The sequence below is a fragment of the Microlunatus endophyticus genome, from assembly GCF_014646195.1.
GTDB lineage: Bacteria > Actinomycetota > Actinomycetes > Propionibacteriales > Propionibacteriaceae > Microlunatus > Microlunatus endophyticus.
In genome coordinates this window covers 604,134-617,470 of the sequence record NZ_BMMZ01000001.1, presented here as the reverse complement: position 1 = coordinate 617,470, position 13,337 = coordinate 604,134, and the positions used below count along the sequence as shown (strand labels likewise).

At 65.7% G+C, this 13,337-nt stretch carries 12 protein-coding genes; 8 read left to right on the top strand and 4 right to left on the bottom strand.

Annotated elements, in window-relative coordinates; translation table 11 throughout:
- Window positions 1–88: 88 nt before the first annotated feature.
- The gene (miaB, locus tag IEY07_RS03065) at window positions 89–1,621 is read right to left on the bottom strand and encodes a tRNA (N6-isopentenyl adenosine(37)-C2)-methylthiotransferase MiaB (RefSeq protein WP_188893666.1); all 1,533 of its coding nucleotides are present in this window, start codon (window positions 1,619–1,621) and stop codon (window positions 89–91) included.
- 131 nt (window positions 1,622–1,752) lie between these two features.
- Here miaB and IEY07_RS03060 point away from each other — a divergent pair, with 131 nt between their 5' ends.
- The 6 genes from IEY07_RS03060 to IEY07_RS03035 all read left to right on the top strand — a co-directional run bounded on the left by IEY07_RS03060 (window position 1,753) and on the right by IEY07_RS03035 (window position 6,766).
- A complete protein-coding gene (locus IEY07_RS03060; protein WP_188893665.1) occupies window positions 1,753–2,670 on the top strand; it encodes an aldose 1-epimerase family protein in 918 nt (305 codons plus the stop codon).
- Window positions 2,671–2,831: 161 nt separating this feature from the next.
- Window positions 2,832–3,629, top strand: a complete 798-nt coding sequence (locus IEY07_RS03055) for an amino acid ABC transporter ATP-binding protein (RefSeq protein ID WP_188893664.1) — start codon at window positions 2,832–2,834, stop codon at window positions 3,627–3,629.
- Between the two features lie 17 nt (window positions 3,630–3,646).
- Window positions 3,647–4,477, top strand: coding sequence for a glutamate ABC transporter substrate-binding protein (locus IEY07_RS03050; protein WP_188893663.1), 831 nt, complete (start codon window positions 3,647–3,649; stop codon window positions 4,475–4,477).
- A 126-nt stretch (window positions 4,478–4,603) separates the two neighbouring features.
- On the top strand, window positions 4,604–5,293 hold the full coding sequence (locus tag IEY07_RS03045; RefSeq protein ID WP_229669635.1) for an amino acid ABC transporter permease: 690 nt from the start codon (window positions 4,604–4,606) through the stop codon (window positions 5,291–5,293).
- The gene (locus tag IEY07_RS03040; protein ID WP_188893661.1) at window positions 5,290–6,180 is read left to right on the top strand and encodes an amino acid ABC transporter permease; all 891 of its coding nucleotides are present in this window, start codon (window positions 5,290–5,292) and stop codon (window positions 6,178–6,180) included. Before IEY07_RS03045 ends, IEY07_RS03040 begins: the two co-directional genes overlap by 4 nt.
- Before the next feature lie 127 nt (window positions 6,181–6,307).
- Window positions 6,308–6,766 carry a hypothetical protein gene (locus IEY07_RS03035; protein ID WP_188893660.1) on the top strand — a complete coding sequence of 153 codons (459 nt, stop codon included), beginning with the start codon at window positions 6,308–6,310 and terminating at the stop codon, window positions 6,764–6,766.
- Between the two features lie 15 nt (window positions 6,767–6,781).
- On the opposite strand, the gene rny is transcribed toward IEY07_RS03035, so the two are convergent.
- The 3 genes from rny to recA all read right to left on the bottom strand — a co-directional run bounded on the left by rny (window position 6,782) and on the right by recA (window position 10,484).
- Window positions 6,782–8,410, bottom strand: a complete 1,629-nt coding sequence (gene rny, locus IEY07_RS03030; protein WP_188893659.1) for a ribonuclease Y — start codon at window positions 8,408–8,410, stop codon at window positions 6,782–6,784.
- A gap of 321 nt (window positions 8,411–8,731) precedes the next feature.
- Window positions 8,732–9,274 carry a regulatory protein RecX gene (locus IEY07_RS03025; protein WP_188893658.1) on the bottom strand — a complete coding sequence of 181 codons (543 nt, stop codon included), beginning with the start codon at window positions 9,272–9,274 and terminating at the stop codon, window positions 8,732–8,734.
- Window positions 9,275–9,437: 163 nt separating this feature from the next.
- A complete protein-coding gene (gene recA, locus IEY07_RS03020; protein ID WP_188893657.1) occupies window positions 9,438–10,484 on the bottom strand; it encodes a recombinase RecA in 1,047 nt (348 codons plus the stop codon).
- Window positions 10,485–10,873: 389 nt separating this feature from the next.
- Here recA and IEY07_RS03015 point away from each other — a divergent pair, with 389 nt between their 5' ends.
- Entirely contained in the window at window positions 10,874–12,244 is a 1,371-nt protein-coding gene (locus IEY07_RS03015; protein WP_188893656.1) for an MFS transporter, read from the top strand.
- Window positions 12,245–12,397: 153 nt separating this feature from the next.
- Window positions 12,398–13,327: a sulfotransferase gene (locus IEY07_RS03010; protein WP_188893655.1), complete on the top strand. Its 930-nt coding sequence runs from the start codon at window positions 12,398–12,400 to the stop codon at window positions 13,325–13,327.
- Window positions 13,328–13,337: the final 10 nt, after the last annotated feature.

Genomic DNA, 13,337 nt, shown 5'->3' with positions numbered 1-13,337 from the left:
CCGGCGAGCAGCGTCTGCGGCGCTGTCACATCTGGGACGGCCGGGGGTGATCACGGCGCCGTCGGACCGCGGCGATCGGTCTGGCTGCTCAGTCGGTGATCGCGCAGGCCGCGGCGGCCGGCAGCGGCGCGGGCACGCCGATCGTCGGCATCCCGAGACTGACTGCCGACCCATGACCGCTGAGCTGATCGTCGTCAGCCTGCTGACGCGCCTGCCAGGCGTCTCCGCCGCGGGTCCGTCGCAAGGTGATCAACGCCGAACCACCGTCCTGCGCATCGGCGTTGAGATGGTGCGGAGCGGCGTGGGTGATGATCACCTCGCCGATGTCTCCGGGCCGCGGAGCGAGACCAGGATCGTCACCGACCGCGACGTGCACGAGGCGGTTGTCCTGAGCCCGCCCCGACATCCGGTGGGTCGCTGAATCCTTGCGGCCCTCGCCATCGGCGAACATCACCTCGACCCGCTGACCTTCGAGGTTGCGGTTCTCGGCCCAGGAGATGTCGTTGACCAGGTCGACCAGGCGCTCGTAGCGTTCCTGGACGACCTCGGCCGGCACCTGGTCGGCCATCGTGGCCGCCGGCGTGCCGGGCCGGATCGAATACTGGAAGGTGAAGGCGCTGGCGAAGCGCGACTGCCGTACGACCTCCATGGTGTCCAGGAAATCCCGTTCGGTCTCCCCTGGAAAGCCGACGATGATGTCGGTGGTGATCGCCGCATCCGGCATCGCTTCCCGGACATCGGAGATGATCTTCAGGTACTTCTCGCTGCGGTAGGACCGGCGCATCGACTTCAAGATCGAATCCGAACCCGACTGCAGCGGCATGTGCAGCTGCGGCATCACATTCGGCGTCTCGGCCATCGCCGCGATCACGTCGGCGGTGAAGTCCTTGGGGTGCGGCGAGGTGAACCGGACCCGCTCCAGACCGTCGATGTCGCCGCAGGCCCGCAGCAGCTTGCTGAACGCCTCACGGTCTCGGAACTCGACCCCGTACGCGTTCACGTTCTGGCCCAGCAGGGTGATCTCCTGGACTCCCTGATCGACCAGCATCCTGATCTCGGCCAGGATGTCGCCGGGGCGGCGATCGGTCTCCTTGCCACGCAGCGCGGGCACGATGCAGAACGTGCAGGTGTTGTTGCAACCGACGCTGACCGACACCCAGGCCGAATAGGCGGAATCGCGTCGGGTCGGCAGGGTGGACGGGAATCGCTCGAGGGATTCGGCGATCTCGACCTGGGCCTCCTGCTCGATCCGGGCGCGCTCCAGCAGTCGCGGCAGTTGACCGATGTTGTGGGTGCCGAAGACCACGTCGACCCAGGGCGCCTTCTCGGTGATCCGGCCGCGGTCCTTCTGCGCGAGGCAGCCGCCGACGGCTATCTGCATACCGGGATTGACCTTCTTGACGGCCAGCAGCTGGCCCAGATTGCCGTACAGACGGTTGTCGGCGTTCTCCCGCACCGCGCAGGTGTTGAAGACCACGACATCGGCCTCGTCACCGGTCGATGGCCGATAGCCGGCCTCCTCGAGCAGGCCGGCGAGCCGCTCGGAGTCGTGCACGTTCATCTGGCAGCCGTGGGTACGGATCTGGTACGTCCGCGCGTCCGCCTGAATATCCACCGACATGATCGCCAAGGGTAATCCGCAGGTACCCCGAGCGGGGAATCACGCGCACGATCGGGTCATTGGCCGGAGTCGAGGACACCGTCGCTCACGGATGTCGCTCACGGATGTCGCTCACGGATAGAGTCACGGTCATGACCGCCAGCGCCACCAGCAGCCCCACCGGACAGCAGTACGAGATCAGCAGTGGCCCGTACCGTGCCGTGGTCACCGAGGTGGGTGCAACCTTGCGGCACCTGAGTGTCGACGGCCGCGACATCCTGGCCGGATTCGGGCCCGGGGACCGGATCTCCGGCGGGCACGGTCAGCAACTGCTGCCCTGGCCGAACCGGATCCGGGACGGACGCTACGTCTTCGAGGGCACCGAGTACGACCTGCCGCTCAGCGAGCCGGAGCGGCACAACGCGATCCACGGTCTGGTGCGCTGGTCGGGGTGGGAACTGGTCAGCCACACCGACGACACGGTCGTCCAGCAGATCACCGTCTTCCCGCAGAAGGGCTGGGACACCACCTTGCTGGCGACCATCACCCACCGGCTCTCGGCCGACGGGCTGAGCGTCACGGTACAGGCGAAGAACACCGGCGATCGGACCGTGCCGTTCGGCTACGCCGCCCACCCGTATTTCACCGTCGGGGAGCAGAGCGTGGACGAGATCGAGCTCACCGTGCCTGCCGTTTCCTACCTGGACGTCGACGACCGGCTGCTGCCGGTCGCGGTACGGCCGGTCGACGGCCTGCCCGAGGACCTGCGTGACGGTTCGCCGCTCGGCGCCCGCAACCTGGACACGGCCTTCACTGATCTGGCCACCGACGACCAGGGCGTCTGGCGAATCGAACTGGCACTCGGCGACCGCCGGACAACCATCTGGGCCGACGGCTCGCACCAGTGGACACAGATCTACACCGGCGACGACCGCCGCGACCTCGGCATCGCGATCGAGCCGATGACCTGCGGTCCCGACGCATTCAACACCGAGGTGACCGCGACCGGTCTGGTGGTCCTGCACCCGGGTGACGTGTACGAGGGCAGCTGGGGCGTCTCGGGTCGCTGAGCCAGCCGGGAGCCCTCGGCAGCCCTGGCGTCTGTGTGCGGAGCAGCCCCAGGGTTGCCTTGTCACAATCTCCGCTTCGGTACCAACCGAACTTGTGTCGTAACCGAATCTCAACACCAATATGTCGGCCTTGCTGACGCTGCTCGTCTAGGGTCAGCGCTATGACCGAGTCCAACCCGGCCGATGACCTGCTGCCGACGCCGCATACGTCGGTCGCTGTCGGCGAGCCGCTCGTGGTGCTCACCGACGTCGACAAGTACTTCGGTGACCTTCATGTCCTCAAGAACATCAACCTGACCGTCGGTCGCGGCGAGGTCGTCGTCGTGATCGGCCCGTCGGGATCCGGCAAGTCGACCTTGTGTCGTTCCATCAACCGGCTGGAGACCATCCAGTCCGGCGGCATCATGATCGACGGGTCTCCCCTGCCGAGCGAGGGAAAAGCGCTGGCCAGGCTCCGCGCCGATGTCGGGATGGTTTTCCAGCAGTTCAACCTGTTCGCCCACAAGACGATCTTGGAGAACGTCACGCTCGGCCCTGTACGGGTGCGCAGGAAGAGCAAACAGGAGGCTCGTGCACACGGCATGGAGCTGCTCAACCGGGTCGGCGTCGGCAACCAGGCGGAGAAATACCCCGCCCAGCTCTCCGGCGGCCAGCAACAGCGGGTGGCCATCGCCCGGGCGTTGGCCATGGATCCCAAGGTGATCCTGTTCGACGAGCCCACCTCGGCACTCGACCCGGAGATGATCAACGAAGTGCTGGATGTCATGATCCAGCTCGCACAACAGGGCATGACCATGATCGTCGTCACGCACGAGATGGGTTTTGCCCGCACCGCCGCCGACCGGGTCGTCTTCATGGCCGACGGCGAGATCCTCGAGGAAGCGGCGCCGGAAGCCTTCTTCACCAGTCCGACCACTGCCAGGGCGAAGGACTTCCTGAGCAAGATTCTGACCCACTGAAAGGTAGATCAACTCCAATGCGCACCACCAACAAGGTCGCCGCAGCCGCGGCGACATCGTTGCTCGCGATCTCACTGGCCGCCTGTGCCAGCGACAACTCCGCCGGTGGCGACGACAGCAACTCGATCACGATCGGCATCAAATTCGACCAGCCGGGGATCGGTCAGCAGGTCGGGTCCGACTACAAGGGCTTCGACGTCGACGTCGCCAACTACGTCGCCAAGGCCCTCGGCTACGACAAGGTCACCTTCAAGGAGTCCCCCTCGGCGCAACGGGAGACCCTGCTTCAGAGCGGCCAGGTCAAGATGGTGATCGCGAGCTACTCGATCACCGACGAGCGCAAGCAGAAGGTGTCGTTCGCCGGGCCGTACCTGATCGCGGGTCAGGACCTCCTGGTCCGTGCCGACGACAATTCGATCACCGGACCGGACAGCCTGAACGGCAAGAAGCTCTGCTCGGTGACCGGCTCCACCTCGGCGGCGACTGTCAAGGAGAAATTCGCCGACAAGGTGCAGCTGCAGGAATACGACACCTACTCCAAGTGCGTCGACCCGATCATCAACGGCACCCTCGACGCGATGACGACCGACAACACCATCCTGGCCGGATACGCGGCACAGGAGCAGTACAAGGGCAAGTTGAAGGTGGTCGGCAAGCCGTTCACCGAGGAGAACTACGGCATCGGCATCAAGAAGGGCGACACCGAGCTGTGCAACAAGATCGACGACGCCCTGGACAAGATGGTCGACGACGGGTCCTGGCAGAAGGCGCTGGACAACAACTTCGGTCCGGCCGACTTCAAGCCGGACGCATCCAAGAATCCGCCGAAGCACATTCCCTGCACGTAAGGATCGCAGCTCAGGATGCGGCGCTGATCACGCCCTGAGGAATCGATCGGACGCGGTCGGCCGTCGCGACGGCCGGCCGCATCCGCCATGGTCACGGCAGATCGTGATCGCAGCGAAGGAGGACAGGTGGGCGAGCTCGCCGATTTGATCACCAGGTATCACGTACTGCTGGCATTCTGGATGACGGTCAGGCTCACGACGATCAGCGCACTCGGGGCGTTGATCATCGGGACGATCGTCGCCGTCTGCCGGGTGTCCCCGGTCGGCGTCCTGCGCTGGTTCGGCGCGGCATATGTGAATGTCATCCGGAACACGCCGCTGACGTTGATCGTCTTCTTCTTCGCCTTCGGCGTCCTCAACACCCTCAGCATCAGTTTGGCCGACCCGCACTCCCCCACCTCGATCGCTGACAACAACTTCCGATGGGGCGTCGTCGCGCTCTCGGTCTACCACGCCTCGTTCGTCGCGGAGTCGCTGCGCAGCGGTGTCAACACCGTCCCGCTGGGACAGGCGGAGGCGGCCAGAGCGATCGGGCTGTCATTCGTGCCGTCGCTGACCGAGGTCATCCTCCCCCAAGCATTCCGTGGCGCCATCGCACCCCTCGGCAACACCCTGGTCGCCTTGACCAAGAACAGCACCGTGGTCTCGACGATCGGTGTCGCGGAGATCGCGTACCAGATGAAGAACATGATCGAATTCAGCCCGCACCTGTTGTACGCGATCTTCCTGTTGGTCGCCATCTGCTTCGTTGTCCTGACGTTGCCCGTCGGCGCGTTCTTCACCTACCTGTCGCGACGTGTGGCGGTGCAGCGATGAGTGCTCCCACGACGCTGCTCTTCGACGAGCCCGGGCCGAGGGCGCGCACCAGGCATCTGATCGTCACGGTGGCTGCGGTCGTCGTGCTGCTGGTGCTGCTCGGTCTGGTGATCAAGGGACTGGCCAATCCCCGCAACAGTCAGCTCACTGCGGCGAAGTGGACGCCGTTCCTGCAAGGTTCGACCTGGGCGGACTATCTGCTGCCGGGATTGTTGTCCACGCTGAAGGCCGCCGGGCTGTCCATCGTGCTGTCGGTGGTCGGCGGCGTACTGCTCGGGATCGGGCGGTTGTCGACCAACCGGGTCCTGTCCGCGATCTGCGGCGTCTTCGTCGAATTCTTCCGGTCCGTACCGGTGTTGGTGATGATGCTGTTCGCGTACTACTTCGCGCTGTACGTGCTGCATCTGGCGGACAACCAGCCGTTCTTCGGTGTCGTCGTGGGGCTGGTCTTCTACAACTCCTCGGTGATTGCCGAGCTGATCCGCTCCGGCGTCGGCTCGTTGCCCGGTGGCCAGCGGGAGGCCGGCCTGGCGATCGGACTGTCCGAGGGCCAGGCGATGTGGTTGATCCTGCTGCCGCAGGCGGTCACCGCGATGCTGCCGTCGCTGGTCAGCCAACTCGTCGTGGTTCTGAAGGACACCGCCCTCGGCTACATCATCGGCTACTACGACCTGGTCCGCGGTGGGCAGACCTTCGCCACCAACTACGGCAACCTGATTCCGACGATGCTCGTGATGGCGGCGATGTTCATCGTCATCAACTACACCCTGTCCCGGGTCGCCCAGGCGCTGGAGCGTTCGCTGCAGCGTCGCGGCCGGGTCGGCGGGCCGCCGGCCGATCAGCTGATCGACAACCCGGCCGAGGCGGCGAAGGCGGGCGCGTCGTAAACCCGGATGCCCTGCCTTGACCGACTTTGACCGGATTCGCAGATCTGGCCGCGGGACTCGGCCACCGTTGGGACATCGGGAGACACCCGACGTCCGAACGAGAGGGGCAACCCGGATGAAGGTCAGGATGAAGGTCTTGACAGTGATCACCACGACGTTCGCGGTGGTTTCACTCCTACTGAGCACCGGTGCCGCACCGGCCTCGGCCATCAACACCGATCCAGGTCCGGGCGGCCGGACCAAATGGCCGACAGGCTGCAAACGCGTCCACAAGAAGGCCAAGTCCGGTAGCTTCACCAGCGCATACAGTGTCTCGGCCTACGCCACCTTCTGCTACAAGAAGGGCAAGATCACGACGATCAAGGGACCGCATTTCGTCAAGAACTCGGGCGGTCCGATCGTCGAGATCTACGAGTCCAGGACCGGGAAGTACGCCTGGGCCAACTACCGGAAGTTCAACGCGTTCTACAAGGTCTACTACGAAGTGCGCACCAACGACCAGGACGGTCCGCACGAGACCGACGGCTACGTCTTCCTGTATGCCAATGCCAACGGCCACGCCTGGACCAAGACCAAGGTCGCCTGAGCGGATCTCCCGGAGTCAGCGAGCGGTCTCGACCGCCCGGGACTCGCGGATCACACTGACCTTGATCTGGCCGGGGTAGGTCAGCTCCTCTTCGATCTGCTTGGCGATGTCGCGGGCCAGCACCTGCGCCTCGATGTCATCGACCACGTCCGGGGCGACCATCACCCGGACCTCGCGGCCGGCCTGCATCGCGAAGACCTTCTCCACCCCGTCGTGCGCCTGCGCGATCTGCTCCAACCGCTCCAGCCGCTTCACGTAGGCCTCAAGACTCTCCCGCCGCGCGCCTGGCCGGCCACCGCTGATCGCGTCTGCCGCCTGGGTCAGCACGGCCTCGACCGTGGTCGGCTCCACCTCGTTGTGGTGGGCCTCGATGGCATGCACGATGTCGGGATGCTCGCCGTAGCGGCGGGCGAGATCGGCGCCGATCAGGGCGTGGGAACCCTCCACCTCGTGGGTCAGCGCCTTGCCGATATCGTGCAGGAACGCCGCACGCTTGACGGTTGCCACGTCGAGGTGGAGTTCGGCGGCCATCACGGACGCGATGTGCGCCGACTCGACCAGGTGCTTGAGCACGTTCTGGCCGTACGAGGTCCGGTAGCGCAGCGTGCCGACGATCGGGACCAGATCAGGATGCAGGTCGGCGATGCCGACCTCGGCCAGAGCATCCTCGGCCGCCCGCATCACCTGGTCGGCGATCTTGGCCTTGCTCCGCTCGTGCACCTCCTCGATCCGCGCCGGGTGAATCCGCCCGTCCTCGATGAGCTCGACCAGGGTGATCCGCGCCGTCTCTCGTCGGACCGGGTCGAAACTGGACAGCAGAACGCTCTCCGGCGTGTCGTCGATCAGGACGTTGACGCCGGTGACCTGCTCGAAGGACCGGATGTTGCGGCCCTCGCGGCCGATGATGCGGCCCTTCATGTCGTCGCCGGGCAGGTGCACCGCCGAGACGACGGACTCCGACGTCTGGTCGGAGGCGATCCGCTGGACCGCGGTGACGACGATCTCGCGGGCTCGGTCCTCGGCCTCCCGGCGGGCGCGAGTCTCGATGTCGCGGGACAGGATCATCGCCTGCCGTTTGGCGTCGTGCTCCACCGCCGAGATCAACTCGCTCTTGGCCTGCTCGCCGGTCAGTCCGCCGACGCGCTCCAGTTCGAGCAGCCGCTCGGTGTCGGCGGCCGCCAGGGTCTCCTGCCGGCTGTTGAGATCGGCTTCGAGCTGGTCCAGCCGCTGGGCCCGATCGTGCAGAGCCTTGCCCTCATCGTCGAGGCGGGTCTCCCGTTCGGTCAGCCGCTGCTCGCGCCGGTCCAGCTCTGCTCGGGTGTCGCGGAGCTCGGCCCGCGCGGTCTGGGCCTCCCGCAACATTTCGTCCGCGCGACCGCGGACGTCACGGTGATAGGCGTCGGCCTCCGATCGCAGCTGCTCTGCCTCCGAACGGGCCTGGGCCGCGTGCCGATCGACCTCGGCTCGCCGGGCGTCCAGCACACTCTCGCGCGCACGAGCATCGACCTCGGCTCCGGCATCGGCGGTGCCCGACTCGGGCGCATGCACTCCGGCCCGATGGCGGCGGGTGAAGATCGCGGCGACGGCGAGCACGATGAGCACGACCAGTCCGATCAGCACGAGCACCTCGAACAGGTTGGACATGACCGCCGCTCCTCTCACTCCCGGCGCACAGGCGTGCACCTCGTCGAGGGTTCGACAAGTCACTCCGACACCCGACGGGACGTCAGGGTGCGGTGCTATCCGGTGTGGCGTCAGTGACGGGTGTTACGACTCGCTTTCGTATGTGACGCGACAGTAGTGGCTATCTCAGCCCGGTCGATGACCGGTTTCGTTTCAATCATCAGAAGCACCCGCAGTCGCGAATGCTGTCAAATCCCTCGATCCGAAGACTAGGTCGCCGCCAGAAAGTGGTCAAGATTCAAACACCGGGCGACCAACATCGCCCCGCTCGGTAACACGCTCTCAGTCCTCGAGCACCGAGGCCAGCACCTGCGAAGTCAGGCCGGCCGAGAATCCCCTGCGGGCCAGGGCGCCGGCAAGACGCCGATACTTCACGTCCCGCTCGAGTCCTGCCATCGCCCGCAGCTTCTTCTGGGCCAGCGCTGTGGCGGCCGCGACCTCGTCCTCGGGGGTGACCGCCGACAACGCGTCGTCGATGTCGTCGCGGTCGACGCCCTTCTGCACGAGCTCCTGACGCAGCGCACGCCGAGACAGGCCACGTCGCGACTGCCGCGACCGGACCCAGGACTCAGCGAAGGCGGTGTCGTCGACGAGGCCGACGTCCTCCATCCGGTCCAGCACCTCGCCGGCCGCGTCATCGGGGACGTCGCGCTCCTTGAGCGCCTTCGCCAGTTCGCTGCGCGAGCGTTGCTGGGCTGTCAACTTCCGCAGCACGATGTCCCGGGCGACCGACTGCGGATCTGCCTCCGGTCCGGGCTGTCCATCCGGGCCGTTGTCGGCAGCGGGATTACGGCGGGTCCGGGCGCTCTGCCTGCGGCCCCGCACATCCCGTGGATCCGGCTCGGCCCGATCTGGCCCTCCAGCAGTCCCGTCCCGGGACGGGCGGCCTGACGAGGCTTCGCGCGCGATGCGCTCCGCCTGCGCCAGTGCCGCTGCCGCGGTCCGGTGCCGCTCTGCCGACGGAGGCGAACCTTCCGGAATCATCGACTCAGAACTCGACCTCGCCGGTTACCGGATCGACGCCTTCGGGGATGTCGGAGGCCGGGCCGATGCCGAGCTTGTCCTTGATCTTGCGCTCCAGCTCGTCCGCGACCTCGGGATTGTTCCGCAGGTAGGTGCGAGCGTTCTCCTTGCCCTGGCCGAGCTGATCGGCGTCGTAGGTGAACCAGGCACCTGCCTTGCGGACGATGCCGGTCTCGACGCCCATGTCCAGCAGGCTGCCTTCACGGCTGATGCCCTGGCCGTACAAGATGTCGAACTCGGCCTGCTTGAACGGCGGGGCGACCTTGTTCTTGACGACCTTGACGCGGGTCCGGTTGCCGACCATCTCCTGGCCGTCCTTGAGGGTCTCGATCCGGCGAATGTCCAGCCGCACCGAGGCGTAGAACTTCAGCGCCTTGCCGCCGGTGGTCGTCTCCGGAGAGCCGAACATCACACCGATCTTCTCTCGCAGCTGGTTGATGAAGATCGCGGTGGTACCGGCCGCGTTCAGGGCGCCGGTGATCTTGCGCAACGCCTGGGACATCAGCCGGGCCTGCAGACCGACGTGACTGTCACCCATCTCACCCTCGATCTCAGCCCGCGGGGTCAGCGCGGCAACGGAGTCGATGACGATCAGGTCGAGAGCACCGGAACGGATCAGCATGTCGGCGATCTCCAATGCCTGCTCGCCGTTGTCCGGCTGGCTCACCAGCAGCGCGTCGGTGTCGACGCCGAGCTTCTCGGCATACACCGGATCCAGTGCGTGCTCAGCGTCGATGACGGCACAGATGCCGCCCGCCGCCTGCGCATTGGCAACCGCGTGCAGCGCCAGAGTGGTCTTACCACTGGATTCCGGTCCGTAGATCTCAACGACCCGACCGCGTGGTAGTCCACCGACGCCCAGCGCCAGGTCGAGAGCGACCGAACCCGTGGGGATGACGGCGATCGGCGGCCGGTCCTCGTCGCCGAGCCGCATGATGGAACCCTTGCCGAACTGCTTGTCGATCTGTGCGAGCGCCGAGTCCAGCGCCTTGTCCCGATCGGTGACGGCCATTGTGTGTCCTCTCAAAACCCTTGTCGTGTGCCTCGTCCTGCACAGTCCCGTGCCTACATCCAGACACTAAGCACGGGCGCTGACACTTGTTCAGCACTCCACGCCGTCTGTGGATATCGCTCCACGGCGCAGTCGAACGGTGGATAACTTACCGAACATCTGTTCGAACGGCCAAGCCCGACACGCCCGGATCACCATCTGTCGATTCGCGATCGGCGGTTGATGGGCGTACGGTCCCGTGACCGTGCGCCGGGACCGGGCCCCGAATCGAGGTCCTGATCGCCGACGCTCCGATCGTCGTGACGACGAGCCGCCCATCGCAAACCGATCAACAAGCACGACCCGTCCGCGGACAGCGGCCGTGGACGTGCAGAAGGAAAGGTCCGAAGATGAGCCCCGCAGCACCAGGGTCGACCAACCAGGCTATCGCCGACGCGTCCCCGCCCATCCTCCGGAGAGCCATCGCTGCGGCGGCAGTGGGCAACTTCACCGAGTGGTTCGACTACGGCGTCTACTCCGTGGTTGCCACCTACATCGCCAAAGCGCTGGCGCCCGGGGATTCCATCGCCGTCACACTGGGCGCATTCGCGATCTCGTTCCTGATCCGCCCGATCGGCGGCCTGGTCTGGGGACCCCTCGGCGACCGGATCGGCCGGCGCAGGGTGCTGGCGACGACCATCTTGTTGATGGCCGGCTCGACCTTCTGCGTCGGCCTCATCCCGAGCTACGCGAAGATCGGCTGGATCGCCACCCTGCTGCTGTACCTGCTGCGGATGATCCAAGGATTCTCCACCGGCGGCGAATACGGCGGCGCCGCGACCTTCATGGCCGAATACTCCCCCGACCGCAAACGCGGCTTCTTCGGAAGCTTTCTGGAATTCGGGACTCTCAGCGGCTTCGCCGGCGGCAGCCTGGTCACCCTGGCCCTGCAGTTGTCCACCTCGGGCTCCTTCATGCAGACCTGGGGCTGGCGGATCCCGTTCTTCGTCGCGCTGCCGCTGGGCCTGATCGGGCTGTACCTGAGGTCGCGGCTCGACGAGACTCCGGCGTTCCGAGATCTCGACGAGAAGGGCCAGACCGAGGAGAAGGCGACGACAGCGTTGAAGGACCTCGTCACCGGATACTGGCGACCCATCCTCACCCTTTCCGGCCTGGTGATCGCGCTGAATGTGGTCAACTACACGCTGCTGTCGTACATGCCGACCTATGTCCAGACCCGACTCGGCCTGAGTGAGACACAGGCACTGGTGCTCGCCTCCGTCGGACAGCTGTTCATGATGTGCTTCCTGCCGCTGTCCGGTGCGCTCTCCGATCGGGTCGGCCGCAAGCCGTTGTGGCTCTTCTCCATGATCGGATTGTTCGTCGTGGCAATCCCGATGTATCTGATCATGCCGATCAACTTCGGACTGACGATCGTCGCGTTCATGGTCCTCGGCCTGCTGTACGTGCCGCAGCTCTCGACGATCTCGGCGACCTTCCCGGCGATGTTCCCGACCCAGGTCCGCTATGCCGGATTCGCGATCGGGTACAACATCGCGACGTCGCTGTTCGGCGGCACTGCGCCGCTGATCAATGACGCCATGATCAGCTGGACCAAGATCGACATCTTCCCGGCGTTCTTCATGATGGCCGCCTGTGTCGTCGGTGTGATCGCCTGGTTCTCGATGAAGGAGACCGCAGGCGCCTCGTTGCGCGGCACGAAGATCCCGGAGACCACGCGCTCCAAGTCCGGAAAGATCATCTCCGCCGACGCGTCCTGACTTGGGCGGGATCCAGAACCGGAAATCCCTGTTACTCAAGGGGATTTACAGGGATAGCGGCGGCTCTTGACGGGCTCCCGACGGGTTCGGTAGGAAGGGGTCGGTTCGCCTCACCGTCGAGGCAGGTTCACCGTCCCGGCCACGAGGAGCGCTATGTCAGCGCGCAAAAAGATTCTGTTCGTCGGGGGCTACGGGCGTAGCGGCAGCACGTTGCTCGACCGGATCCTGGGGCACAGCAGCCCGTCCCTGTTCTCCGGCGGCGAGATCCGCCACATCTTCGCCGAGGGGTACGCGGAGAACCGGCTCTGTGGGTGCGGGGCTCGGTTCCTGGACTGCCCGTTCTGGGCATCGGTCAGCCAACGGGTGTTCAGCGAGGGCGATCCGATCGACCTCGCCGAGGTCCTTGCCCGCAAACAGCGCGTGGACCGCTGGTGGCTGATCCCGCGGCTCGCCGCCCGGCCTCTGCACAGCGGCCGGTGGGGACGTGATCTTGCCATCCATCAGGATCTGCTGAGCAGGCTCTACGACGGCATCCTCGCCGAATCGGGGTGCGAGGTGATCGTTGACTCGACGAAGGATCCGTCACACGGCTACGTCCTGGCGGCGATGGACGATGTCGATCTCTATGTCATCCATCTGGTCCGCGACAGTCGCGCCGTCGCACATTCCTGGCAACGCAGGAAGTTCAACCCCGGCAGCGGCGCGAACATGAATCGCTACAGCCTGCTCAAGACAGGCGCCGAATGGGACATGATCAACGCGCTGATCAGCGGTCTCAGACCGCTGGCCGCCGGCTACACCGTGCTGCACTACGAGGACCTCATCTCCGATCCATCGACGGCATTGACCGGCGTTTTCGACATGATCGGTGTCGCTCCGTCGCTGCCCACCGACGGCCGGGTGACCTTCACCGACGATCACACCGTGGCCGGAAACCCGATCCGCTTCGTCCGGGGCGAGACCCAGTTGAGACTGGACGACGAGTGGCGCAACACGATGGCGACACCCGGCAAGATCACCATGACCGGATTGACGCTGCCGGCGCTGGCGACCTACGGCTTCAAGGTCTCCTGGAAGTCCTGACCGTTGGTGG